This window comes from Paenibacillus tuaregi (assembly GCF_900086655.1).
GTDB classification, from domain to species: Bacteria; Bacillota; Bacilli; order Paenibacillales; family Paenibacillaceae; genus Fontibacillus; species Fontibacillus tuaregi.
The window spans coordinates 4,023,222-4,047,311 of the sequence record NZ_LT575476.1; the positions used below are offsets into that span (position 1 = coordinate 4,023,222).

The 24,090-nt window shown below is 46.9% G+C and carries 20 protein-coding genes; 6 read left to right on the forward strand and 14 right to left on the reverse strand.

The genetic code is table 11. From position 1 onward, the window contains the following. Positions 1 to 181: 181 nt before the first annotated feature. Positions 182 to 1,042 carry a ribosomal RNA small subunit methyltransferase A gene (locus BN6628_RS18030; protein ID WP_068619764.1) on the reverse strand — a complete coding sequence of 287 codons (861 nt, stop codon included), beginning with the start codon at positions 1,040 to 1,042 and terminating at the stop codon, positions 182 to 184. Positions 1,043 to 1,426: 384 nt separating this feature from the next. Between BN6628_RS18030 and BN6628_RS18035 the strand changes: the two genes are divergently transcribed. The 3 genes from BN6628_RS18035 to BN6628_RS18045 all read left to right on the forward strand — a co-directional run bounded on the left by BN6628_RS18035 (position 1,427) and on the right by BN6628_RS18045 (position 4,113). Beyond that, positions 1,427 to 2,149 carry a YqeB family protein gene (locus tag BN6628_RS18035; protein WP_068619765.1) on the forward strand — a complete coding sequence of 241 codons (723 nt, stop codon included), beginning with the start codon at positions 1,427 to 1,429 and terminating at the stop codon, positions 2,147 to 2,149. Beyond that, on the forward strand, positions 2,146 to 2,766 hold the full coding sequence (locus tag BN6628_RS18040; protein ID WP_068619766.1) for a TetR family transcriptional regulator: 621 nt from the start codon (positions 2,146 to 2,148) through the stop codon (positions 2,764 to 2,766). Before BN6628_RS18035 ends, BN6628_RS18040 begins: the two co-directional genes overlap by 4 nt. Positions 2,767 to 2,922: 156 nt before the next feature. Continuing rightward, on the forward strand, positions 2,923 to 4,113 hold the full coding sequence (locus BN6628_RS18045) for a lyase family protein (RefSeq protein ID WP_068619767.1): 1,191 nt from the start codon (positions 2,923 to 2,925) through the stop codon (positions 4,111 to 4,113). 75 nt (positions 4,114 to 4,188) lie between these two features. On the opposite strand, the gene rpoN is transcribed toward BN6628_RS18045, so the two are convergent. Both rpoN and pruA read right to left on the reverse strand, forming a co-directional pair. Then, on the reverse strand, positions 4,189 to 5,502 hold the full coding sequence (gene rpoN, locus BN6628_RS18050) for an RNA polymerase factor sigma-54 (protein WP_235847664.1): 1,314 nt from the start codon (positions 5,500 to 5,502) through the stop codon (positions 4,189 to 4,191). 111 nt (positions 5,503 to 5,613) lie between these two features. Next, a complete protein-coding gene (pruA, locus tag BN6628_RS18055; RefSeq protein ID WP_068622422.1) occupies positions 5,614 to 7,161 on the reverse strand; it encodes an L-glutamate gamma-semialdehyde dehydrogenase in 1,548 nt (515 codons plus the stop codon). Positions 7,162 to 7,331: 170 nt separating this feature from the next. Between pruA and BN6628_RS18060 the strand changes: the two genes are divergently transcribed. Together BN6628_RS18060 and BN6628_RS18065 are read left to right on the forward strand one after the other, a co-directional pair. Then, positions 7,332 to 8,252 (forward strand): proline dehydrogenase family protein, encoded by a 921-nt coding sequence (locus tag BN6628_RS18060; RefSeq protein WP_068619768.1) that lies wholly within the window; start codon positions 7,332 to 7,334, stop codon positions 8,250 to 8,252. A 138-nt stretch (positions 8,253 to 8,390) separates the two neighbouring features. Beyond that, a complete protein-coding gene (locus tag BN6628_RS18065) occupies positions 8,391 to 10,142 on the forward strand; it encodes a sigma 54-interacting transcriptional regulator (protein ID WP_068619769.1) in 1,752 nt (583 codons plus the stop codon). Positions 10,143 to 10,271: 129 nt separating this feature from the next. On the opposite strand, the gene BN6628_RS18070 is transcribed toward BN6628_RS18065, so the two are convergent. From BN6628_RS18070 to BN6628_RS18085, 4 genes are all read right to left on the reverse strand, one after another. Beyond that, positions 10,272 to 10,535, reverse strand: coding sequence for a helix-turn-helix domain-containing protein (locus tag BN6628_RS18070; RefSeq protein WP_068619770.1), 264 nt, complete (start codon positions 10,533 to 10,535; stop codon positions 10,272 to 10,274). Positions 10,536 to 10,549: 14 nt separating this feature from the next. After that, complete coding sequence (locus BN6628_RS18075) at positions 10,550 to 11,557, reverse strand: GPP34 family phosphoprotein (RefSeq protein ID WP_068619771.1); 1,008 nt, start codon at positions 11,555 to 11,557, stop codon at positions 10,550 to 10,552. Positions 11,558 to 11,808: 251 nt separating this feature from the next. Further along, positions 11,809 to 12,729, reverse strand: coding sequence for an NAD(P)-dependent alcohol dehydrogenase (locus BN6628_RS18080; RefSeq protein WP_068619772.1), 921 nt, complete (start codon positions 12,727 to 12,729; stop codon positions 11,809 to 11,811). 123 nt (positions 12,730 to 12,852) lie between these two features. Then, positions 12,853 to 15,531, reverse strand: a complete 2,679-nt coding sequence (locus BN6628_RS18085; RefSeq protein ID WP_068619773.1) for a winged helix-turn-helix domain-containing protein — start codon at positions 15,529 to 15,531, stop codon at positions 12,853 to 12,855. Between the two features lie 258 nt (positions 15,532 to 15,789). On the opposite strand from BN6628_RS18085, the gene BN6628_RS18090 reads away from it, so the two are divergent. Continuing rightward, the gene (locus BN6628_RS18090) at positions 15,790 to 16,677 is read left to right on the forward strand and encodes a fructose bisphosphate aldolase (RefSeq protein ID WP_068619774.1); all 888 of its coding nucleotides are present in this window, start codon (positions 15,790 to 15,792) and stop codon (positions 16,675 to 16,677) included. A gap of 410 nt (positions 16,678 to 17,087) precedes the next feature. Here BN6628_RS18090 and BN6628_RS18095 read toward each other — a convergent pair whose 3' ends face one another. The 7 genes from BN6628_RS18095 to BN6628_RS26165 all read right to left on the reverse strand — a co-directional run bounded on the left by BN6628_RS18095 (position 17,088) and on the right by BN6628_RS26165 (position 24,019). Continuing rightward, positions 17,088 to 18,323: an ABC transporter permease subunit gene (locus BN6628_RS18095; RefSeq protein WP_068619775.1), complete on the reverse strand. Its 1,236-nt coding sequence runs from the start codon at positions 18,321 to 18,323 to the stop codon at positions 17,088 to 17,090. After that, positions 18,320 to 19,216, reverse strand: a complete 897-nt coding sequence (locus BN6628_RS18100; RefSeq protein ID WP_068619776.1) for an ABC transporter ATP-binding protein — start codon at positions 19,214 to 19,216, stop codon at positions 18,320 to 18,322. Before BN6628_RS18100 ends, BN6628_RS18095 begins: the two co-directional genes overlap by 4 nt. Positions 19,217 to 19,247: 31 nt before the next feature. Further along, entirely contained in the window at positions 19,248 to 20,033 is a 786-nt protein-coding gene (locus BN6628_RS18105) for a hypothetical protein (protein WP_162272661.1), read from the reverse strand. Beyond that, a complete protein-coding gene (locus tag BN6628_RS18110) occupies positions 19,969 to 20,553 on the reverse strand; it encodes an RNA polymerase sigma factor (RefSeq protein ID WP_068619778.1) in 585 nt (194 codons plus the stop codon). Before BN6628_RS18110 ends, BN6628_RS18105 begins: the two co-directional genes overlap by 65 nt. Positions 20,554 to 20,648: 95 nt before the next feature. Further along, positions 20,649 to 22,460, reverse strand: coding sequence for an ABC transporter ATP-binding protein (locus BN6628_RS18115; RefSeq protein WP_068619779.1), 1,812 nt, complete (start codon positions 22,458 to 22,460; stop codon positions 20,649 to 20,651). A 16-nt stretch (positions 22,461 to 22,476) separates the two neighbouring features. Continuing rightward, positions 22,477 to 23,712, reverse strand: coding sequence for an insulinase family protein (locus tag BN6628_RS18120; protein WP_068619780.1), 1,236 nt, complete (start codon positions 23,710 to 23,712; stop codon positions 22,477 to 22,479). Between the two features lie 100 nt (positions 23,713 to 23,812). Then, positions 23,813 to 24,019: a hypothetical protein gene (locus BN6628_RS26165; RefSeq protein ID WP_148449293.1), complete on the reverse strand. Its 207-nt coding sequence runs from the start codon at positions 24,017 to 24,019 to the stop codon at positions 23,813 to 23,815. Between the last annotated feature and the right edge of the window lie 71 nt (positions 24,020 to 24,090).

Genomic DNA, 24,090 nt, shown 5'->3' on the forward strand with positions numbered 1-24,090 from the left:
TAAGGAGCTAACCATTATAAATCCTAGTTCCAACATAAGAATCGTCATGTAAAGACAAGTACGGCCCCTGCCGGAACGCCTCACTCCTTATCAACTGGTCAGAATATAGCCACAAAAACACGCCCTGATGAGGGCGTGTTTTTGTTTCCGGGTGGGTTATGGCCACATATCCGGCTGTCAGTTACCTCCACCTGTTTTGGTGATTAGGCTTCGGTTTTTTCGGCCAGCGGTGTGGCTCTACATATTGGAGCATAGCCATAAACAGTTCTCCCCATTGACGCTCGTTCAAACTACTGACAGGCAGATCTTTATGGATCTTCAAAGTCCTTACGAGATGTTTGATTTGCCCAGGAGTAAATATCCCAGCAACAGCCGTATAAAAAGAGGCCATGGGAGCCTTGAGAGCTTGCGAAGCAAGAGCCATGAATCTGCCATGGTCCTTATAAGGAATCAACGGGTTCCGCTTTCTCTCCACTATGATCACTGCCGACTCCACACGCGGTGGTGGCGAGAAGTAACTCGGAGAAACCGTGCGAACAAGCCGGAAATCATAATACATCCTCCACTTTAATATCCGGGGATCGGTTATGGGATTTGCAGTAAACCGCCGGGCAGCCCCTTTCTCAATGATAAGAACCGCCCGCTGCACCGGCAGCTGCGGATGATCAAACAGCTTGCCGAAGATCGGCGTGGTAATAGAGTAAGGGATGTTCGCCACTACAATAAAGGGCTGTTTGGGCATGCCCATCATCAGGACGTCCGCTTGCCTGATGGATACATTATGGACATCTCTCATCTTGGTTGTGAGCTTCCTGATATATTCGGGATCATTCTCGACCGCGATGACCCTGGCAGCCACCCGGGTTAGGGGGAGTGTTATAGCCCCTGTCCCGGCGCCGATATCCACGGCGGTATCTCTAGGGCCAATCCGGGCCAAGGCAATCATTTCATGAATCAAGCCCGGATGAATTAACAAATGCTGTGCAGGAAAATTGGCAAAGTGGTTAGAGCCTTTACGGTTCTTAGTCCTGTTTCTGGTCATGACAAAAACACCTCATTCATTCATATTTCGGGAATGAAAAAAGGCACAGATCAAATAGAACCCGTTCCATCTTCTTCAAAATGGAAGAGCCATAAGTGTTCTGTACCTTACATTACCGAATACGAATAAATGCGATGTTGCACATAAAGGGTTAGAGCCTCCTTATACCTTGCCTGATATATATACACATCAACTATAGCAGGTATCTCTTCAGGGTGGCAGACTCCAAAATGGCTATAACTAAAAAAGCCGCTTGGTTTCATATTCAGGAACCAAATATCCAATAATTGACACGGTTCCATATTCATTTATATAATTTGATTGTTTGATCAAAAAATTAATCATAATTTCAAATTTTATTTTGTTGCAAAGGAGACCAAACTAATGTCCAATTCTTTACATGAGGAACAGACACCTACAGAGTTGGGGCTTACCCGGACCGAAAGGGTTCTTATCCTCATCCTCCCTCCTGTCCTGGGCCTCATCCTAGGTTTCTTCATTCCCACCATAGCCGCGTGGGTGACAAAACTCCCTTGGTTTCCCTTCAAGGGTCCCTTTGAGCTAATTGCATCTCTTCAATACAATTGGGCGGCTGGAGTGACAACTTTATTGGGATTGATCGCGGGAATTTGGCTTACGTATGCGGTTTTTCGCGAGACATTGTTTGTCACTATAAGTGATACTAATGTACAGTTGAAAATCAAAGATCAGGCTCAAACCCTATCAAAACAGGACATTATATCTGTATTCGCAGATGGCAAGCAGCTGGTTCTTCTTGGGGCTAACGGCGCGGAGCTTGCCCGGGAAGCCTGTGAATTCAAGCCCGCCAAAGCGGCGGAGGCTTTTGCCCGTCATGGCTATCCATGGTCTGCAGGCGGCGATCCCTATGAGCATGATTATCGGCTCTGGGTTCCGGAGAGCCCGGAATTGTCATCCGGTTTCAACGCCCTGTTAAAGGCCCGTGAACACGCCTTGAGCGAAAAGGACAGCGACTCCGCCAAGGAGCTGCAGCGCGAAGCGGGCAGGCTGGGCCTTGTGATTCGGGATAAAGGGAAACATCAATATTGGAGATTAACTAAAGATCAAGAACAGGGAGGATCATCATGACTAAAAAGCGTGATGACAAGCCATCGTTCATTACAGAGGCCAGACGTAGACAGATTGTGGATGCGGCCATCTCCACCCTGGATGAAATCGGGTATATCCACACGAGCCTAGCGCAAATTGCCAAGCGTGCAGGTATCAGCACAGCACTGATTTCTTATCATTTCAAGGACAAACAGGAGTTAATGGACTACACGCTTATGATGCTGTTAACCGACGCCGCTGCCCACGTGATAGAGCAGACTAAGGCGGCATCAACGGCAAGGGACAAGTTGCACGCTTATATTCAAGCTTGCATGAACTATCAAGGCGCGCGCCCCCAGTATAATACGGCGCTGATTGAAATCATTTTTCATGCCCGGACACCTGACAATGTGCCTTATTACAGACTGAGTGATGATGAAGACGATTCCCTCACCAGCCTGCTTCACCAGATTCTGCAGGAGGGCCAGGCCAGAGGAGAGTTCCGCCAGCTCAATGTGATTATTGTGGCCAGCGCAATCCGGGGCGCCATAGATGAATACTTGTTCAATAAGGGCCTCAGCGATCAAATTGACTCGAAGTCATACTGCGATGAACTCGTAACTCTATTTGACAAAGCGGTTCTGACGGAAATTTAACATCTTAACCTTCTGGTTATAGCGGCTTTTGGCTTTTAAAAGCAATTGGCATGAATATTGCTAGTTAATTATGCAGCAGACGGTGCCTCATTCCCAGTGTTCTTCATTCCGATGTGCCGCCTGCCAAAAAACGGATCGACTAGCGGAGGTAAGCCAATGATCAGATTAGAACAGGACGGTATAGGGGTACGCGAAGTGCCTTCTTATGCTTATTATGGTATCCAAACCTTGCGTGCCGGTGAAATATTCCCGATAGCCAGCACCCCAGTTCATAAAGAATTTATAGTTGCCCTGGCTTGTGTGAAAAAAGCGGCTGCCCAGGCCCACTTGGATATGGGCACGCTGCCCATACGGATCGGAAGCCTGCTGGTTAAAGCTGCTGAAGAGGTAATCCAAGGAAGACATCTGGAGCATTTCAAGGTTGATTTTATTCAAGGCAGCATCAATGATTCCTTGAATATGAACATGAATGAAGTGCTTGCCAATCGGGTGCTTGAGCTTATGCTTGCGGACAAAGGAGATTATGCGCTTGTAAATCCAAGCTTCCACATCAATCTGGGGCAGACGACAAATGAAGTCATTTCAACGGCCCTGCGGATTGCTTCTTATCAGCTGTCACAGAAGCTGACAGGCACTGCAGAGCAGCTTATAGCTGGCCTGCTCGCTGCAGCGAAACAGCCAAGCGAGCCGCATCACCAATCGAAAGAACCCCAAGCTAGGCCGGGAACAAAGGAATGGCTAATAGGGCAATTCAAGGAAGCTGCCCTGAGCCTTCAGCAGGACATGGATGAGCTCGCCAAAGCTGCTTCGCATCTTCAAACCGTTCGCCTGTCCGATACAACCGCCAGCGGCGGGACTGAACTCAGTCATGGATTTTCAAATAAAGCTGTGGCTTATTTAAGCAAATTAACCCAGATTCCTCTCACGGTGTCCCAGGCCGACAAGGAATCATCTCAGAATACCGATGTTTTCGTGCAGTTCTCATCAGCCTTGAAGCTATGTGCACTCACCCTGACCAAGCTGTGCCGCAGTGTCCGCATGGTAGCAGCCTCAAGCCAGGCTGACAGGGGAGATTGGGGCCAGCCTCCAGGCGTCCAGACGGAGAAAGCCGAAGCGCTTAGCCAGATTGCCTTCCAGGTGATCGGTTTCGATCACAGCATCAAGCTCGCCTCGGAAGCAGGGATCATAGACCGTGGAGCCGTACAGCCCATTGTTGCTTACAACCTGATCGAATCGCTCATAATCCTCTCCAGGGGGATGGAATCATTTGTCCAGCCCCTAACCTTCGAGGAGAAATCAGACATACCAGCCCATTTGAGAGGCTGGACAGAAAAGTGCGGACTCTAAAAGATAGCTGCTCTCCAGCTGACCTAATCATACGAAAAGGCTGTCTCCACACTAATGTGTGTGACAGCCCTTTTGTTATGCGCGCTGCTTCCGAGTGGACGAGGAGAGAATCCTCATCTCCTCCCGGTATTTGGTTACGGTTCTTCTGGATAACTGAACTCCCTCCGAGAAGAGAATATCCACAATTTTCTGATCTGAATACGGGCTGCGCCGGTCTTCCGAATCAATGATCTCCTTGATTCTCGCTTTGACCTTCCGGGAAGAGGCTTCACTGCCGTCAGAGGTGGTTAATCCAGCCGCGAAGAAATACTTAAGCGGAAACACACCGTGCGGGGTAAGCACAAATTTGCCCTGCACCGCCCGGCTGACAGTAGACTCATGCATTTCCAACCTGCTCGCTATCGTATTCAAGTTCATGGGACGAAGACTTCTCACCCCAGAGGTAAGAAATGCCCTCTGCTCCTCCATAATGGCATAAATCACCTTCAGGAGGGTCGCCTTCCGCATTTCTACACTCCGGATCACCCACCGCGCTGATTTCATACAGTCCTTCAAGTAAGCTGATGCCTCCATAGATTGCTTCAGACTCACCCAATCTCTGCATTCGCGGTTCATGGACAGCCGCGGTAAGTTAGAAGCGTGCAGAGCCACCGTAAAGCTGTCGCCTGCACGTTCAACCACTGCATCCGGTACAATATAATGCTGTTCAAATGCGGTAAGCGTCTGCCCAGGACGAGGGTTAAGTCCACGGATATAGCGGACTGCTGCCTGGACCTGCTCTTTCGTGATCTTCAGATCCGAGGCAATCCGGCCCAAATTACCCTTCGCCAGCTCCGTCAAGAATCCGCTTACAACTTCATAGGCGTAGGGCGCAGCCGATGGGTCGCGGACAATCTGCAGCAGCAGACATTCCTTCAAATTTCTGCAGCCAATCCCCGCAGGCTCAAGCGATTGCAGCTTCTCAAGCGCAGTCTCTAGAAGCTCCGCGGATACACCGGAAGGACTCTGAATATCTTCCATGTCCATATCCAGGTACCCATCCTCGTTCAGATTGCCGGCCAGGAAAGCGGCAGCCCTGTAGACTTCTGCCGGAAGCGAGAGAAGGCGAAGCTGACTCTTCAGCTTCGCTTCCAACGTCTCCTGCGCACCTTTCACATTTCCCAGCATATCCTGCACCGGCCGGGCTTCCCCTTTGGCCCGAAGCTTCGATCTATATAAGTAATAATCTCTATTGTCCTCGAGCTCAAGCACAGGGTTCTCCATCGCTTGCTCCTGCAAATACTGGATCAGCTCATACCCGGACAACGATAAAATATAAATGGATTGCTTCAGTTCAGGAGTAATCGCCAGCTTTACACGTTGGTCTTGCACCAGTTGGAAGCCTAACAACAGTATCTCCCCTTCCGCACAGATCATCACTTAAGAAAAGAAATGCGATTCATCCTCTCTTTACTATACTGAAAAGGGTGATCTTTGAACACCGGTATGCCTGTAATAATATTAGAAACGCTCACACACCAGCTTCGCTTGGGTGAAGAGCAGCAGGTAGTCCCGGCCCCCGGCTTTGGAATCCGTTCCGGACATGTTGAATCCGCCAAACGGATGGGTTCCTACCAAAGCGCCCGTACATTTCCGATTGAAATAAAGGTTGCCTACGAAAAATTCCCGTCTTGCCTTCTCCAGATTGGCCCCATTATTGGAGATCACCGCCCCGGTCAAGCCGTAATCGGTATTGTTGGCGAATTCAATCGCTTCATCGAAAGATTTGGCTTTGGTGAAGGCAACAACTGGGCCGAATATCTCCTCTTGAGAAATCCTTGCTTTGGAGTCCACATCCGCAAAGATTGTCGGTTCGATGAAGAATCCGTTCGGATCTCCCGTGCCTCCACCAAACACCAGACGTCCTTCCTGCTTGCCGATTTCAATATACTCTTGAATTTTTGTGTATGCCTTCTCATCAATGATCGGTCCAAGGTTAGCCGCCGCATCTACCGGATTGCCCATAATCAGCTTGCTTGTGCGCTCCACTACTTTCTCCAGCACCGTATCATATACTTCCTCGTGCACAATAGCGCGGGAGCAGGCCGAACACTTCTGGCCCGAGAAGCCGAAGGCAGACAGCGTAATCATATCTGCGGCAAGGTTCAAGTCCGCATCCTTATCCACGACGATGGCGTCTTTGCCGCCCATCTCGGCGACTACGCGCTTGATCCATTTCTGCCCTGGATTCGTCTTCGCCGCCCGCTCATTGATCCGAAGGCCAACATCGCGGGAGCCAGTGAAGCTGATAAACCGGGTAAGAGGATGATCCACCAGATAATCGCCAACCTGTCCCCCCGGTCCAGGCAGGAAATTTACTACGCCGGCCGGAAGTCCAACCTCCTCCAGCAAAGCCACAAATTTTGCGGCAATGACTGGCGTTGTGCTCGCAGGCTTAAGAACCACCGTATTCCCGGTTACAAAAGCGGCAGCGGTCATACCTGCCATAATCGCCAGCGGGAAGTTCCAAGGAGGAATAACAACTCCAACGCCGAGCGGCATGTAGTACAGCTCATTCTCTTCCTCTTCACTCACCGTCAGAGGCTGAGGCTGGCTGAGTCGCTGCATCTCGCGGGCGTAGAATTCAAGGAAGTCAATCGCCTCCGCCGTTTCCACATCGGCCTCCACCCGGGTCTTCCCGGCCTCATAGGTCATCAGTGCGGAGAACTCGAGCTTGCGTCGGCGGAGAATGGCAGCGGCCCGGTACAGGTATCTCGCCCGCTCATTTGGATCGGTACGCTTCCACGTCTCAAACGTGGCGGCCGCAGATTGGATCGCTTTCTCGGCAAGCTCCGTGTCAGCTTGGGATACAGTGCCGATCACTTGGCTTTTGTTGGCCGGATTAACCGAGACGATCTTTTTTCCGGTTACGATTCTCTCACCGCCGATAATGAGCGGATACTCCCTGCCAAGCTCAGCCTCAATCTTCTTCAGCACGGCATCATATTCTACGTTATTGTGTTCTTCCTTAAAATTAACGAATACCTCATTTTTGAATTCTGATCTCATCTTCGGAACCATCCTCTCCTGATTTTCCTTATGTCACCTTCCCATAGAACAATAAGCAATTATCATGCCAATAAAGTCATTCTCGCCTGTTGGCACACATTTTGCTTATACTTCATTGTCAAAATAGCTCAGCTGACAACATTACAGGTGTCTGAAAGGGGAAACACGAAATGGATGGCACAGAACTTTACCGGAAAGTACTTCTGTCGGTATCCGGCAACAAGCTGGTCGAGAAGCTGTCTCTTAAATATGGTAAGAAATTAGCAGGCAAGTTCATTGCCGGTGATACTTTGGACGAAGCTTTAGATGAAATTGAAGCCCTGAACCGCAAAGGCATCATGGTTACTCTTGATCATCTGGGAGAGGGCATCAAGCGGTTATCGGAGGCTAACGCCTATAAAGAAGAATATATTAAGCTGGTTGATGGCATCGCAAAGCGCGGGGTAGATTCAAATGTATCCTTAAAGCCTACCCAAATGGGCCTGGCCTTGGACCCCGAAGCCTGCTATGAGAACATCCGCACCATTGTGATGCAGGCCCGGGCACACGGCAATTTCGTGCGCATTGACATGGAGGACAGCCCCTTCACCCAAGCTACGATCGATATTGTACTCCGTCTGCACGCCGAAGGGCTGACGAATGTAGGCACTGTGATCCAGGCTTACTTGTTCCGTACGGAGGATGACGTTATACAGCTCATCAAAGCCGGAGTGAATCTGCGTCTCGTCAAAGGCGCTTACAAAGAGCCGGGTACTGTTGCCTATCAGCAGATGAGTGAAGTGATTGACAACTACAAAAAGATTATCCGGATGCATCTGGACCAGGGCGTATACACAGCCATCGCCTCCCACGATGACCGTATTATCAATTGGGTCAAAGAATATGCCCGTAAGCATGGAATCCCCAAGGACGCATTTGAATTTCAAATGCTGTATGGCCTGCGGATGAATGATCAGGCCCAATTAGCCAAGGATGGCTACCGCATCCGGTGTTATATGCCTTACGGCACGATGTGGTATCCTTATTACACCCGCCGTCTGGCTGAGAAGCCGGCCAATCTGTGGATGGTGGTCAAGAATATGTTCAAATAACATCTCTACATCCGTAAGCGTTTTCAAAATAACTCGCTAATCCTGTCTAAAAATATTTACACTTAAAATCCGGCCCGGTATAATGACCCTAGTCACAGTCTGTTAGCTTGTGTTCCTATATATTAGGGGGTCAGCTCATTGAAGCATCTGTTACCGAGTCTGGAAAGCCTTATTCGAACCGATTGCACCCTGATTACACGCACCGAACTGTCAGCATATCAAGACCGTCATGATTCAATCGTTCCATCACCGGTATTTATAGATTATCAAGATGGGAGATACGGACTGCTGCAGCCCTCTCCCGCTTCTAACTCAACTATTGATCCTTATAATCAAGACCTTATAGACGTGGGAACCGTTAACGCTGAAGCCTCGTTGACCGATGTCTCTTTGGTCTTCTCTTCTTGCCCTCTGGCCATCGTGCTCCGTGATGATCAACCTGTGGGCTATATCACCTCGGGAGATATTATTCAGGCAGCCGTTCATGCCCATCAATGCCTGGAGGCTTACTTCCAGACCACTTTAGAAACACTTAACCCTGACATCGCGATCACCCTGATTAACGAGGAAGGCCGCGTGGCGGTGTGGACGTCTGGAGCAGAGCATATCTTCTCTATCCAAAAAGAAGAAATCATCGGCAAACCCGCCTCCGACTTTTTCCCGATCGACCGCCTTCAGTCCCTGAAGACGCTTCAGACAGGAGAGTCCGTGCATAAAATGCAGCATCGCCCAAGACAAAATATGTTTGTTCTCATCAATTCCAATCCGGTGCTGCTGGATGGCCAGATTATTGGAGCCGTGGCGGCGGAATCCGACTTGACTACCCAGATGAGGCTCCATAACGAGCTTCTGCAGATGACCAACAAGGTTCACCATCTGCAGAAGGAGGTGGCGATGCTGAGCCCGTCGCAGAACCCTTATCAGCAGATCAAAGGCACAAGTCCAGCGATCAAGAGCAGTATCGAGACGATCAAAAAAATCAGCACCACCAAAGCGACTGTGCTTATCCAGGGCGAGAGCGGCACTGGCAAGGAATTGTTCGCCCAGGCGATACACAGCGCACGCGAGAAGGATGGCGCCCCTTTTATTGCGATTAACTGCGGGGCCATCCCGGGTGCACTGTTCGAGAGTGAGCTGTTCGGCTACGAGAAGGGCGCCTTCTCAGGTGCTGATCCGAAAGGCAAGAAAGGGAAGATCGAACTCGCCAATGGGGGTACCCTTTTCCTTGACGAGATCGGGGAAATGCCGCTGGAAATGCAGGTTAAGATGCTCCGGGTTCTCCAGGAGAAAACTTACTTCCCGGTCGGGGGCACACAGCTTAAGAAAGCGGACTGCCGGATTATCGCTGCAACCAACCGGGATTTGAAGAAAATGATCATGGAAGGCGCGTTCCGTGAGGATCTCTACTATCGGCTGAATGTCGTATCCTTGGATATCCCTTCCCTGCGTGAGCGCAAAGAGGATATCTATGAACTGACGCAATCCTTCCTGCACGAATTCGCCCTTGTATATGGCCGTCATATCGAGACTTTCACACCGGATGTATTTGAGGATCTTCTCAAATACGACTGGCCCGGGAATATCCGTGAGCTCCGCAACACGATTGAGCGTCTTGTGATCTTCTCGACCGATGGGGAGATCAGACGGGAGTATCTGCCCCCGAATATCTACACCGGGGATCAAGAAGCGACTTCCTCTGGCAATACGGGAGACCATTCCGGCAGGTTGGAGTTCAGCGGAGAGGTATTCCGTGCCAAGCTGGATGAATGCGAGCGTAATCTTTTGATCCAGGCGCTGGAATCAACTCAAGGCAACAAGCTTGCGATCGCCAAGCAGCTTGGCATCTCAAGAGCAACACTATACAACAAGCTGAAAAGACTCAAATTGTGATTATTATCATTGACAATTCTCATTAATTAGACAGAAGAGTTTTCGGTGTCTAAGTTTTTAGACACTGCCTCATCGGGATATATTTAAAGCCCCGGACAACAATTGTCTGGGGCTGTCACTTATAGGATGTTATTGTTTCACGCCAATCGCATCCTTGATTTGCGGGATGGATAACCCCGCTGTCTTCAGCTCTTTGATCTTATGAATGCGCTTGATCGTCTCCTCCCGCTTGTACCTCCGTGTCAGATTCTCTTCTGCCTGTTCAAAAGGAAGCATGCCTTCCTCAGTATAAAACTTAAGTGTGCTGTAACGGGAGCCTGTCAGCCGTACCAGTTCCCCAATCGATACATACTCTGATGCCAATATGGCATCCATGGAGCGTTGTCTGGACATTGTTCTACGCTCCTTTATACGACGGCTGCCGGACGTTTAGGCTGCAATCGCACACCGTGAATAGGAACTCTTGTGTAGGCAGCATGGGGATGAGCTTCATAACACATGTTGTCGATTTTAATAATTGGAACTTGCCCCCCACGAATCACCTTAACCACATGTCCATAAGATTCAAGTCTTGTAATCACATCACTGATTCTTTGATCAGGACCTGCAAACATTTCCTCTGTCTCAATAAAGACCGACTGGGACCGTTCAATGATAGGAAATACAAAATTCAGTCCGCGTCCCACCTGGGTTTTCACAGCCATCTTTTTCATATGTAACAGCTGCTTAAAGATAAGCTCACTCCGCTTGTGTATGGGGATAGGGAATAAAGATCGGGCCAGCGCAGATTCAGAATACAGCTCATCCATTCGAGCGCCCACTCTCTCCAGCTCATTACGTGAAAATAAATCATGCATGCATCCACTCTCCCGGAGCAGCCATAACATGCAAACTGCTTCTTCTGTAACCGTTCCATCCTCCAGTATTTCCGCCCGTAATTCCTCTGTGATCCGAGTGTACTGATTCATATCACTCCGGTATTCCTTAATCTCGACTCCAGCTGATTCAAAATATAGATCACAACTCAGCAGATGATGAATCTCCTCAAGACATCCTGCTTCCTTAAGAGATTCAGCAATTGCATGCTCCAATTGAGCTAATTTCCGATTCGATAATCTTGCTGCTTGCTTCAGCCATTCGTCCAGTTTAGCTCCGGCATCGTCTAACTTGTCAGAAATCAGTCGAACTAACACGGCCCACCGAGTCGGACCGCTCGGGATAAGATTGTTTGAAGCCCGCTCACTCAGCTTAAGCTTTCCTTCGGATGCTTCGAACCCACCATCCAAATATAATTCTAAAATAACCGCGGCTGCCATACAGCGAAGAGCCACTTTCTTCTCAGTCGTGAGGTGAAGACTCCGCTGTGCGTTTAAGGCAATTAATGAGAAGCTTTGGACCAAGCTCAGATCTGTCACTATGGCCACTCCTCTCTTTTGTCATGGTTTAGTTCAACTGGACTTTGCATCAGAAAGCTGAAAGGTTAAACTTTTTACTCTTGGTTTGCGCTTTTTACTTACTACTTACTACTTACTACTTACTACTTACTACTTACTACTTACTACTTACTACTTACTACTTACTACTTACTTTATATAATAACCCCTAATATTTGTAAATTCAAGCAAAATAAAAAACCCTCCAAGTGAGGGTTGTATACACTATAAATTCATTTGTCATTCGATACCGCAATAATTACGCTGCCTTTTTTATGGCCCTTCTCCACATAACGATGCGCTTCCGGGATCTGTTCAAGGGTATAACATCTGTCGATGACCGAATGCAGCTGTCCCTTTTCCATAAGCTCAGCCAGGAAGTGAACATCCTCATTCCGCACCTTGGCCATCCCCTGACCGTCGACGGTCACGAACGAACCGCCGGGAACGAGAGCATTGCGGCAGTGCGATTTCGAGCTTTTTCCGACAGCGTCAAAGATAACATCGTATTGTTCCCCCCTCGCGGCAAAGTCCTCTTTCGTATAATCAATCACATGGGCAGCGCCCAAAGATTTGACCAAGTCCAAATTACCGCTGCTGCATACACCGGTTACCTCGGCTCCAAAGTATGCCGCAAGCTGTACCGCAAAAGTTCCCACAGCTCCCGAACCTCCGTAGATCAGAACCTTCTGCCCCTGCTGAATACCAGCCTTTTTTAGGAAGTACAGGGCCGTTGTCCCCCCGAAAAGCAAGGAGGCGGCCTGTTCATAGGAGACATTAGCCGGAATAACAGCCATCCGTGCATCTTCATGGAGACAGGTATACTCCGCGTAGCCTCCCAGCCGCATTCCGGTTAATGCAAATACCCGGTCACCCTTCTTAAACCGCTTGACGTCCTTGCCGACAGACTCCACTTCACCCGCCAGCTCGGCTCCGAGAATAGGTTGTCTCGGCTTCCGGATTCCCAATGCCAGCCGCATAGGCACCCAAAACAGCAGCGGACTTTGAAAAGCCCGGATTCTGATATCACCCGCAGTTACCGTGGACTTGTGAACCCGAATCCGTACTTCCTTGTCCCGTGGTACAGGCTTCTCCACTTCTCTAAGCTGCAGTACATCAGATGAACCATACGCTGTGCAGATCATTGCTCTCATGCTTTTCCTCCAGGCTCAATTTATACTCAGTATATAAGTGTATAGACGTGGATTACAGATACTAAAGTATGGTTTTAGGAAACCTGTCTGAAGGGCCTTGATGGAAGAGGTAATCTACAGAATCTACAGAATCCCCAAACTCCGTGCCCGCGCCACTGCCTCTGTCCGCCGTTTCACCTGAAGTTTATCGAAGATGATACGGTTATGCCCTTTCACAGTGGTTAAGGCAATGAACAGCCTCTCGCTGATTTCTTGGTTTGAGAGGCCTTCAGCGATAAGCCGGAGCACCTCAAGCTCTCTCTCGCTCAGCGGCTCAACGAGAGAGGATTTAGCCGGAATCGGAGGCAGCTCTGTGTTTGAGGTGCCGGAGCGTTGTTTGGCCACGTCAAAATGACCTAAGAGCAGCCCGGTATAATCCCGCCGGATTCCATGGGAAGCTGCTTCATCCAGAAGCCTGGACATAGGACTTCCTAATTCTACAAAAGTTCGGATTAGTCTCTCTCGCGCCGCTGTTTCCAGTGCTTCCTCCAGTAATGAATAAGCCTTCACCTTCTCACCCTGCTCAAAATAAGCAGCAGCCTGCAGCATTGTAATCTCAAGCAGTTCATCCGCATGACCTTTTGCGGTCGACTGCTCCCGAAGCAGCCCTAGTTCCTCAGTCAGATCAGCGGTTCTGCCCCTGGCGAGATCCACTCTTGCCAGGAGCAGAGGAAGCCTATAACTGAGGGCAAGCTCTGCGGCCTCATCGTAACGGCCCTGATTCAGATAAATCTGCGCCTGGACAGCTGCAATCGCTGGAATCTGTACCTCGAACTGATGCCGATCAGCGGCAATAGCAGCATTCGAAAGTATAGCGACTGCTTGATCCATATCTTCCTTTGCAAGCAGAACTCTCGCAAGCATAACCTGACAAGCGACCACCCTGTCTGAATATGCCAAGCGTCCCGCCAATTGAACGGATAGATTAGCATGCCGCTCAGCTGCCTCAAGGTCATTCCGTTTGTAACTGATCCGTGCCAGTCCCAGGTATGCTTCACATGCGGCCGGAAGCGGTGAATCCCCCGCCATTTCCAGCACGTGCTCATAATGAGATAAGGCTGCATCAAGCCGATTCTCAAGCTCCTCAATGTTTCCAAGTCCCGATGATGCCAGAAGCATAATCACCCTATGTCCGAGCCGGGTGCTATGCATTAACGCATCGGCATAGGCTTGACGTGCAGCCGCACGGTCCCCCAGCAGCTGATGCGCATATCCAAGCGCCCAGATGGCCGCAGTCCGGACTGGCAGATTGTCCGGATGAAGATATTTCAGAGCCCTGCGCGACTCGGCAAGTATCGTGCCGGCCTCGTGCCGGCTGACTGCCAGCGTCGCCCGGATCGAAGCGATATGACCGGTCAGATCGCGCCGTACCGATTCCTGCCGGACTTCCTTCAAGACTTTCTCGGCAGCCACCAGCTTGCTCTGGGCACCTTGCACATCTCCGGCCATTAGCAGAACAGAGGCATACATAACCCAAAGAGAGGGCTGCTTATCCAGCTCACTCTCCGGCAGCGATTCCAGCCAATTTCTCACAGCTGACGCAGCTCCCCGGAAGATGATTGGCATTCCCTTACCCTCCGCCAGCCGGGCTGCACGAGGTATATCTGCCGCGGAAGCGGCATGTTGAAATGCTTCCAGCTCGAACCCCTGCTCTTCATACCAAGCACTGGCTTTCTGATGGAGCTCAGCCAATTCTGTTGCAGGGTCCCTCCCGTGTTCGGCAATGTGCCGGGACAGCTGACTTCTGAGCAAATCGGCAAACATATGATGGTAGCGATACCACTGACGCTCATCATCCAGAGGAACAAGAAACAAATTGGCTTGTTCAAGATAGGTCAAGATGTCTTGGCTTCCCCTTACAAGATCGCTGGACATCTGGTCAGTTCCCGTTAGAATTGCGCTGCACAGTGAACCGCAGAACCGGTCCAGAATCGAAGTATAAAGCAGAAAATGCCGGATATCCGGAGCCTGATATTGAAGCACCTCTTCAAGCAGATAATCCAGCACATAACGGTGGTTCCCCGAGAAGGAAGAAATGAATGCATCCGGATCTTTATGACCCTTAAGGGATAACGCGGCCAGTTGCAGCCCGGCGATCCACCCTTCGGTACGATCCTTAAGCTGTGCCACGCTTTCAGGCGGCAGGCGAAGCCCCATGACCTGAGCGAGGAACTCTTCTGCTTCCCTAGTATTAAAACGCAGGTCCGTCCCCCTTACTTCGTTCAGCTGGTTCCTGACCCGCAGCCGGGCAAGTGGCAAAGCCGGATCCTTGCGGCTGGCAATGACCAAATGCATGCCCGAAGGCATGTGCTCAAGCAGCAGGGCAACAGCCTTTTGAACCGGCTCGGCTTCAATGACATGATAATCGTCCATAACAAGCACAAAAGAATGGGGAATCTCGATCAGGTCGCCGATTAGAGCCTCTACCATCGATTCCATATACACGGCTTGAGGTGACTGCAGCATCAGAGATACCTGTTCGCCCAAACCAGCCGAAACAGTTCTAAGGGCAGCAATAAGATACATCAAAAAGCGGCTCGGATCGTTATCACCTTCATCAAGAGACAGCCAGGCGGCAGGAGAAGCGCAGCTTGCCATCCACTGACCGAGCAATGTGGTCTTTCCGCTTCCTGGCCCTGCCGAAATCAAGGTGAGCTTCCCCTGCATTCCATCATTCAGCTGCTGGGTTAAGCGGGGGCGCTGGACTACTATTGATCGCGCTGCTGGAATATTTAATTTAGTGGAAATAATAGCTGCTGTCATAATACCCCCCAGTATAAAAGTTGATTTTCAATCATTTAGGCCATATAAATTTGATAACTAGTTCTACAATCTCAGCACGATTCCCTTTACGGATCAACAATCCTATACGAAGATAATCACTCAGACTACCGGGAAATCGGTATGCAGCAGTTTCGATACGCCTGCGATTGGTTATATGAAGCCTGAATCTAACCCTTGGAAGTTAGGGAATTATAATAGGGTCGGAAATGCGTTTCGACCAAGAAAGGAGAACTATCTATGAATTTGAAGCAGCTGGAACAAATCCATACAGGCCAAGGATTTATTGCGGCCTTGGATCAAAGCGGAGGCAGCACCCCAAAGGCGCTGGAGCATTATGGCATCAAACCTGAAAGCTATGATAGCGAGGAAGTCATGTTTGGACTGGTTCATGAAATGCGGACCCGGATCATCAAGAGCCCCTCATTTGATTCCCAGTACATTCTGGGAGCGATCCTGTTCGAGAACACGATGGACCGCCTCATCGACGGCAAGTATACCGCAGATTATCTCTGGGAAAAGAAAGGCATTGTGCCGTTTCTAAAAATCGATAAAGGACTCGCTGATCCCGAAGAAGGTGTACAGCTCATGAAGCCTAATCCAGGCCTTGACGATCTGCTGAAGCGGGCTGTAGAGCGCAACATCTTCGGCACCAAGATGCGCTCGGTTATTAAGGAAGCGAATCCTGCCGGAATCCGCAAGGTTGTGGAGCAGCAGTTTGCCGTGGGTAAACAGATTGTGGAGGCAGGACTGGTTCCTATTATTGAACCGGAAGTGGATATTCACAGCGCGGATAAACTGAAGTCGGAGCAGCTTCTCAAGGAAGAGATCAAAACCCATCTCTCCAAGCTTGACGACAAGACCAAGATCATGCTTAAGCTGTCCATTCCAACGGAAGACAATTTCTACAGCGATTTAATGAAGGACCCGCATGTGATAAGAATTGTGGCTCTTTCAGGAGGGTATTCCCAATCCGAAGCGAATGAGAAGCTCGCCCGCAATCACGGGCTGATCGCAAGCTTCTCGCGTGCCCTCGCCGAGGGGCTGACAGCCGGCCAGACGGATGAGGAATTCAACCAGACGCTTTCAAGCTCCATTAAAGCAATCTATGAGGCTTCGATCAAATAAAAGCGGCTGTTCTTGAGTGAACAGACAGCTACTTAAATTAATTGAGCAGCCGATCACTCACACCACCGTACATTCTGTTCAGTATACAGTGGTTCAACCGTTTCAGGACAATTGTCGTAGAGGCTCGTACTGTGCAAGGGAAGGATACTCCCCTGCCTGTACGAGCCTTTCTTTTGTTAAGGAGTCAAGGCAGCATCTGGCCTATTGGCAACCCGCCAGTATCCCGTCCGTGTACTCACCCATGGTAGGCCTACCACTCCGGTATTCCAAGCATCCGAAGTTTTGCAACTTTGTTTTAGGCTTCTTCTACCCTTTCCAGATGTACTTTCACACCGTCTTCATAGCCTTTCATTCCAGCTTTGCAGGATTAACCTGCTTGTTAACTGTACCCATAGTAAGTTTCCAGACACTTACGCAACTTGGTGGTTCCTAAAACCCTTATAGGCTAAGGGGAGAAGTACAATGGATAAGATGACTGCAGTGCCAGCCATAGCGTAAGGTTCAGGTATACTGTATCCTAACACATGATACAGCTCATAATGGGAGAACGAAGAGTACCCATTCATCATTTTTACAGGGAATAAATTGATGATATGATTGAAGAATCGGCTGCTTTTGCTATAAGGAATAAACATCGGTCCAAGAAGGACAATGGCAGAGCATATTATGACATAAAAGGGGGCCTTCATTTTGGCAGACAACACAAGAGTGAATGTCATCATCAGGAGACAGGCCAGAAAACCAAGCAAGACAGACCAGATATAGGTCTCCATTAGGGTTAGTGGAAAGGGCGCCCGAAACTGGATAATCTGCAGATTGCTGTTCCAACCGAAATATCCGTAAATGGCGAGAATCAGCAGGGTGAAAATTAGAATAGAGGCTAAAAATAATCCGGTTGTAAGGATTATACTCGCCCAAAACTTGGCCCTGATGACCTTGCTTCGTCCATAACGGGAGGAAAGAATAATAGAGTCGGCACCGGACTGATACTCTCCCGAGAAGACAGGTGACACACATACACATATTATAAAAGCAGCTGCAAAAATAATGATCCATAAATTAAGCAGGACGTTCTTCCAGCCATCCGTATAATCAAAGGCGAAAGGCACAGCAATTTTTTGATTCATCTTCACAAAGATCGCTTTGTCTTCAACCGAATAATTGCCGTAAGTATAGTCTGTGTCCAGGTACTCCTGGACCTTGTCCATTCTCTTCTGATAGAAATGGCTCGCGTCTGCCGAAGTTAATTTATTAATAACGTAATAGTCATATCCCGCCTTGGGGGAGTAAATTTGCCGGATCAGACTGAGAATTTCAGCGTCCTTTTGCTCCGTTTGACCATAGGCTTTATCAGAAAGCTCTTCACCGTTCAAATTTTGGGGGTTGTTCCTTGCAGCATGATAACGTTCTATCGCGGCCCCTATTTTCTTGGTAGTCAGCCTTCCGGCCTGCTCATGTGTCTGCTCTCTAGCCAGCGAGACTGCAGAAAGACCGGTAATCTCCTGACCATTTTGATCTGTACGGCTTTCTCCGGAGACTGTAGAGAGAGTAAGCAATATTGAAATAATGACGATTATGGCCATGCCGGCAAAAGTTGCTTTTCTTCTTACCATCTTGCGGAGTTCAAATTGGATAAGCGGGATCATAAGCTCACCCCCTTGAGGGGCTTAGCAGGTGATTCATCTTGGAAGTAATACAGATATAGGTCCTCCAAGGTGGGAGCGACAGGCACGGCATCTGGAAGCGGTCTTTCTTTGGACACAATGCGCAGCTCCAAATGATTGCCCTCATGCTTGAGATTGCTGATACAGTACTTATCATTCCAGCTATCCGCCTCTCTGGCCGGTACCAGACAGTTCCACACACAGTTCTCCATAGAAGACGTTAACTCTTCGACGGTTCCCGTCATTAAGAGGCGCCCTTTCTTCATCACCAAAATTTGATCTGCTATATACTCCACATCCGATACAATATGAGTGGATAATATAATAATTTTGTCCTTAGCCAGGTCCGAAATCAAATTGCGAAATCTTACTCTTTCCTTGGGATCGAGGCCCGCTGTAGGCTCATCCAGTACTACAATGCGTGGATCATTCAGCATAGACTGGGCAATGCCCAAACGCTGCTTCATTCCACCGGAGAAAGTTCGTATTTTTTTGCGGGCTACGTCAGATAAAGCGACTGTTTGCAGAAGGTCATTTGCTTTTAGCTTGGCATTGCGCGGCGGTATGCCTTTTAGTGCAGCAACATACAGCAAGAACTCCTCTGCAGTAAAGTCAGGATAATATCCAAAATTTTGAGGCAAATAACCAAGCAAATCACGATATTGCTCTCCCATCTCGGCAATATCAGCGCCATTCAACGTTATTGAACCTGATGAAGGAGCCAGCACTCCGCAGATCATACGCATGAGTGTTGTTTTTCCGGCTCCATTTGCACCGAGCAGACCATAAACTCCACTATTTATTGTGATGTTCATGTCCTCCACAGCTGTTTTGGCTGAGAAACGCTTGGTCAGTTTGTTCAGCTCAAGTTTCATAATTGAGTCCTCCCGTGCAGCTGTATTCAAACTATGAATAAATCAGATTAAAAACATTTCGATTTCTGCAAGAAGCCAGCATCGTATGAGCTTCCCAGATTAAGCCTATGAAAGAAACAACGAGCACAAAGATCCAGACACCCGTTGCAGAGGCAGCATACAAAGCATCATACTGAAATGACAGGGTTATTTGTGTCAGCATTAACAGGCCTATATATAACAAAATGCCGGACTCTCTGCTTCGGGTATGATTTATAATCCAAAGGCATCCGAGTAAACCCATGACAAATGGTACAAGCAGGTATAACAGAATGACATAGAACTCCGGATCAAAGCGGTGAGAAAGAAAGGAAAGCATTATTGTAAGAAAAACCGCATCCACAATGCCCAAAATGCCCATACGAGCTAACAGGAGCTTGTCAAGTGAATATTTGGTACTTACTTCAAGCTCAACCACACCATGTTGGAAGGAACCGGCAAGGACCTTGGCGCTGGCGAGAGCAAGAAGTGGGGTCAAGGCGGATACCATACCGAGCACTTGCAGATGGTTGAGTGTTGAGAATAATAAAAAATTTTGCGTGGCCAATACGGTAACCAAGACAACCATAAGGTGAGCAGCCCATACCTTTGCACGAATAAAACGAAGCTGCATAATAACAAAGTCAATGTACTTTGTTCGGATATGAAGTCCGGGCTGGTGTGTATGCATAATTTGTTTGGACTGCAAAATGGTCTCCTTCAGCTTTTCGGGATCAGTAGGGGGTAAAGGAGGTTGCTGCAGAAGGCCTCGTATGGTGTTTATCTGGCGTTTGTTCAAGCAAACTTCCCCTTTCTATATCTTTCTTAATGAAGCTAAGGCTTTTTTTGACCTTGTACTGGACCATATATATACTTAATCCGGTAATTGAAGCGATATCACGATATTTGAAGTCATGAATGAAACGAAGCAGCATGACCTCCTGCTGGTCTGGCGGCAATTTGCTTATCAATTGGTTTACGCTGTGCTCACTTTCCACCTCTTCCTCCATGGACAGAGTAAACCCGCTGGTCTCCGTTAGCTCCTCCAGCGAGACGGACTGTTGAATGCTGAAATATTCACTGCACAAACGGCGTGCAATGGTGTACAAGTAAGCACGACACTTTCCCACATGGGTGTACTGGTCGAAATAACGAAAAAAGCGATAGAAGGTTTCCTGGGTAATGTCTTCGGCCGCTTCAACGCTTCGGGTCTTCCAAAAGCAATATTTGCCTATACTGTCGTAATGGCGGCTAATCAGACAATCCATATATTCGGTCTCTCCGCTCTGAATCCGCAGTATGAGTTCAGCATCCTCCATGTTGATCCCCCCTTTCTATTATGTATAACTGTTAAAACGTCGAAAAAATGGAAACCTGGTATGATTTTTTTGTGAACTTAAAAAGCAACCCCGAATTATGAGGGTACTTTTTCGTACGACTCGGCCTGTAATTTATATAAGTTGGCATATATCCCGTTTTGGATCATTAGATCTCGATGTGACCCCATTTCTACCAGCTCGCCAGCTTGCAGTACAATTATAGAATCTGCAAAGAGGGTATTCACAAAACGATGACTAACCATTATGCATAACCTATCTTCCCTCATTTCCCGAAAATTTTGGTAAATTTCATATTCTGCGATTGCATCTAAAGAAGCTGTTGGTTCATCTAAAACCAATATTGGAGCAGGTTTCATAAGTGCTCTTGTAATAGCGAGTTTCTGCCATTGGCCTAATGACAAGTCAACACTGCCTGACCATTCCTTTTGCAATTTGGTATCATAACCGAATGGCAGCTTAGTAATAAATTGACTGGCACCGGATTGTTCTGCTGCCGTTTTAATTTGATCCAGGTCACTCAAGCGTTCCAGGTCGCCCAATCCAATATTTGTTTTAACATCAAACGGATATTTAATAAAATCTTGAAACACTGCTGAAATATTAGCGAACAAGGTACCCTGGTTAAACGCATTAATATTTACTCCGTCAACCAATATCTCACCTTCTGTTGGTTGATATAGGTTTAATAGGAGCTTGATTAATGTTGTTTTCCCAGAACCATTCTGTCCTACAAGCACGTAGGATTGAGAGGAGTACAAGGAGAGGTCCAAGTTCTTTAGGACGTACTGATCTGTACCTGGATAAATAAAAGAAACATTTCTGAACTGAATACAATGAAAGTCAGATGGAAAATCAGGCTTCTCATTTTGATCTTGTACTGGAAGGTCTAAAAGTACAAAGATATTTTGCACATACAAACAATCTTCATAAGCGGTTGACACTAATGATAGCAGGTTGGATATTGAATCCTTCAAATTGTCTACTGAGGTAAGATACATAGTTAGGGAGCCTATGGACAATTTTGATTTAACACTAATAAGTACTACTAAAATTTTTATAAAATAAACAACCCCCTTATCAATAATTTCCATAATCGAAGTTTCAATCAAGAAACGTCTTCTTATCTTCTTATCCTCTTTTAAGTAGTCATCAAGAATGTTCATAATGGTTTGCAGTAAAAACAAGTTTGCGTTATAGATTTTAAGTTCTTTAATATTTTGATTGGTAATTGCAAGAGTTTTAAGGTGTCTTACAAACCGATTATTTTCGAACCGTGTATTAAATACTTCAAACCATTTATTTAAAATTTTTAAGCTGATATAGAACATAGGCAACGCTGATAACACACAGAGCAGCACAATCCCGGTATTAAAGTATAATAAAATTCCGACTATCCCCACAAAACTTGTTAAGTTTTTTATAAAGCCCACCAATGTGCGCAGCAGACTTATACTTCTAGTAAGAGATTCATCATTCGACTTTTGAATCTGGTTATAGATATTGGCATTATCAAAGTCTTTCAGGTCCAACAGGGATACCTTTTCAAGGATGTTTTTACTGATAACTTTATTTAGCATGGATGAATATATATTTTGAATGTAGTTGGAGAGGGTGAGGGTTATTGAGTTAAGTAGGATTAGAACAAAGTGCAAGGCCAGCCAGACATACATTAATGAGTCTTTAATGCTGACCCCTTTGATTAATATATTAGTAACAGCATCAATAAACTCCTTCCAAACCCATAAGCCTATTGGAATTATAGCTCCGGATAGAGTATCAATTATTATGATTAAAATAAGTTTAGAAGGACTAGTTCTCCAAAGAAGATGGATAGTTTTTATTAAAATCAGGAGAAGGTCTTTTGTCTTTTTAAATTTTAAAATCATTCACTTCACCTTCTCCCTAATTTTCTATTACTACTTTGCAAGGAGCACTTAAGACTAAATTTTTATATATATTTACATCATCTGATTTTAAATCACCTAGAATATTAAGGATTTCTTCAAAATGATCTGCTGTAATGTGCATGGGCTCATCATAAAAGAAATTAGCTGATAAATTATCGAAAATATGCTCCATGCTCAGATCTGATGATTGCATGGATAATGTTGAGATGGATCTTTTTGCTTCTTCGAAGTCATTGACTGTGAAGAAGTATGACCTTAAGTGGTCTATAAGCTCATTCATGAGCGTGCCCATGTCACAATCGCCCTTTTGCAAGTATAGACTGATAACATGATAATAATAGTAATTAGTGATATGTCTGTCAGAAATGGTTATATGTTGGATATCAGTGATCGATTTGAAATAAGAAAGATATTTTGCAATACAATCTGTTAGCATTATTTCAAAGAGCATTCTGACTATTTTTACTTTTAGGTCTATATGGGTATAAGGTTTATGGAAGAATAACTCTATTTTTTTGATGTTGTTCATAGACTTGAGGTAATAAAATTCTGCAGGTTGGTTAACCAAATAAGCAATCTCTTTTGCTGATATCTTGGGAAGCGGCTCATTATTGTTGAAAAGGATGCCTAGAACGGCATTTTTCACTGTCTGAAGTGACAGGCTGGTTTGGATAATGAAGGCCATATTGGTTAAAATATAAAACTTGTTTATGAAACTTCGCACATCCTCTTCAGTTAGCTGCTCAATTTGATCTTTATCGCCTACTGGGAGTATATTTATTTGTCCATTCGTAATGTAATTAATAATTTCTTTCTGAACTCTCCATCTTTCACTCAGAATGTTACACTCGGCAAGGATCTCTTTTTTAGATATTTGGAATGTGTCTTCATTCACAATAGATGCTTGAAGAATCTCTTTTATTAGGTGCACACAGCAATTCAAGCATTCTGCGGAACTCGGAAAAGATATATTTAGAACGGTTAGGCCATAATTGGTATAACCCGAGAAATGAAACCCCAGTTGCTTATATTCAGAGTTGTATTTTTCTAAAATAGGATCATGATTGCGGTATGCTAAACAAATATGTTCAACCAAGTGAGCCAGTCCATTCTTTCCTTCAGGCTCTGCCTCACAGCCAGCCTTGATACAAATAGAGAGAAGAGTCCCATCAAAAGGGCCTTCTACAACATACAAGCCTTGATTCTGCTCGAAGTGTGTTATATTTGGCATGCTAACCACCCTAATTATGAATGTTCTTTCCCCACAAAAGAGAGCTGTAGTTATAAGAAAAGGCGATTCGACATACGCCAAATCACCTTTTACGGACTATTTACATATTCACCGCTTTATCATGATTGGCATTCTTATTTGCACTTGTTCCATCACAACCACAACCACAGCTGCTGTTCCAGAACCACCATGAATCATTATGAGTGGAGTCATGATTTCCTTGAGTTACACTACAAACACAGTTGCAAGCATGTGCAGATGTATCTGCATTGTTCTGTTTACGAAACAATGGGTTAACAACTTTCATAATAGTGTCACCTCCTTTCTGGAAAATTGTATATTATCCTTACCAGGCAAATAACGCCTGAGAAAGGGTAA

Excerpts from the sequence above, each read along its gene's own strand:
- BN6628_RS18115 (WP_068619779.1), bottom strand. The coding sequence starts at position 22,460 with ATGATTTTAAAATTTAAAAAGACAAAAGACCTTCTCCTGATTTTAATA.
- BN6628_RS18100 (WP_068619776.1), bottom strand. The coding sequence starts at position 19,216 with ATGAAACTTGAGCTGAACAAACTGACCAAGCGTTTCTCAGCCAAAACA.
- BN6628_RS18060 (WP_068619768.1), top strand. The coding sequence starts at position 7,332 with ATGGATGGCACAGAACTTTACCGGAAAGTACTTCTGTCGGTATCCGGC.
- BN6628_RS18095 (WP_068619775.1), bottom strand. The coding sequence starts at position 18,323 with ATGATCCCGCTTATCCAATTTGAACTCCGCAAGATGGTAAGAAGAAAA.
- BN6628_RS18070 (WP_068619770.1), bottom strand. The coding sequence starts at position 10,535 with ATGTCCAGACAACGCTCCATGGATGCCATATTGGCATCAGAGTATGTA.
- pruA (WP_068622422.1), bottom strand. The coding sequence starts at position 7,161 with ATGAGATCAGAATTCAAAAATGAGGTATTCGTTAATTTTAAGGAAGAA.
- BN6628_RS18085 (WP_068619773.1), bottom strand. The coding sequence starts at position 15,531 with ATGACAGCAGCTATTATTTCCACTAAATTAAATATTCCAGCAGCGCGA.
- BN6628_RS26165 (WP_148449293.1), bottom strand. The coding sequence starts at position 24,019 with ATGAAAGTTGTTAACCCATTGTTTCGTAAACAGAACAATGCAGATACA.
- BN6628_RS18035 (WP_068619765.1), top strand. The coding sequence starts at position 1,427 with ATGTCCAATTCTTTACATGAGGAACAGACACCTACAGAGTTGGGGCTT.
- BN6628_RS18120 (WP_068619780.1), bottom strand. The coding sequence starts at position 23,712 with ATGCCAAATATAACACACTTCGAGCAGAATCAAGGCTTGTATGTTGTA.
- BN6628_RS18030 (WP_068619764.1), bottom strand. The coding sequence starts at position 1,042 with ATGACCAGAAACAGGACTAAGAACCGTAAAGGCTCTAACCACTTTGCC.
- BN6628_RS18040 (WP_068619766.1), top strand. The coding sequence starts at position 2,146 with ATGACTAAAAAGCGTGATGACAAGCCATCGTTCATTACAGAGGCCAGA.
- BN6628_RS18110 (WP_068619778.1), bottom strand. The coding sequence starts at position 20,553 with ATGGAGGATGCTGAACTCATACTGCGGATTCAGAGCGGAGAGACCGAA.
- BN6628_RS18080 (WP_068619772.1), bottom strand. The coding sequence starts at position 12,729 with ATGAGAGCAATGATCTGCACAGCGTATGGTTCATCTGATGTACTGCAG.
- BN6628_RS18045 (WP_068619767.1), top strand. The coding sequence starts at position 2,923 with ATGATCAGATTAGAACAGGACGGTATAGGGGTACGCGAAGTGCCTTCT.
- BN6628_RS18090 (WP_068619774.1), top strand. The coding sequence starts at position 15,790 with ATGAATTTGAAGCAGCTGGAACAAATCCATACAGGCCAAGGATTTATT.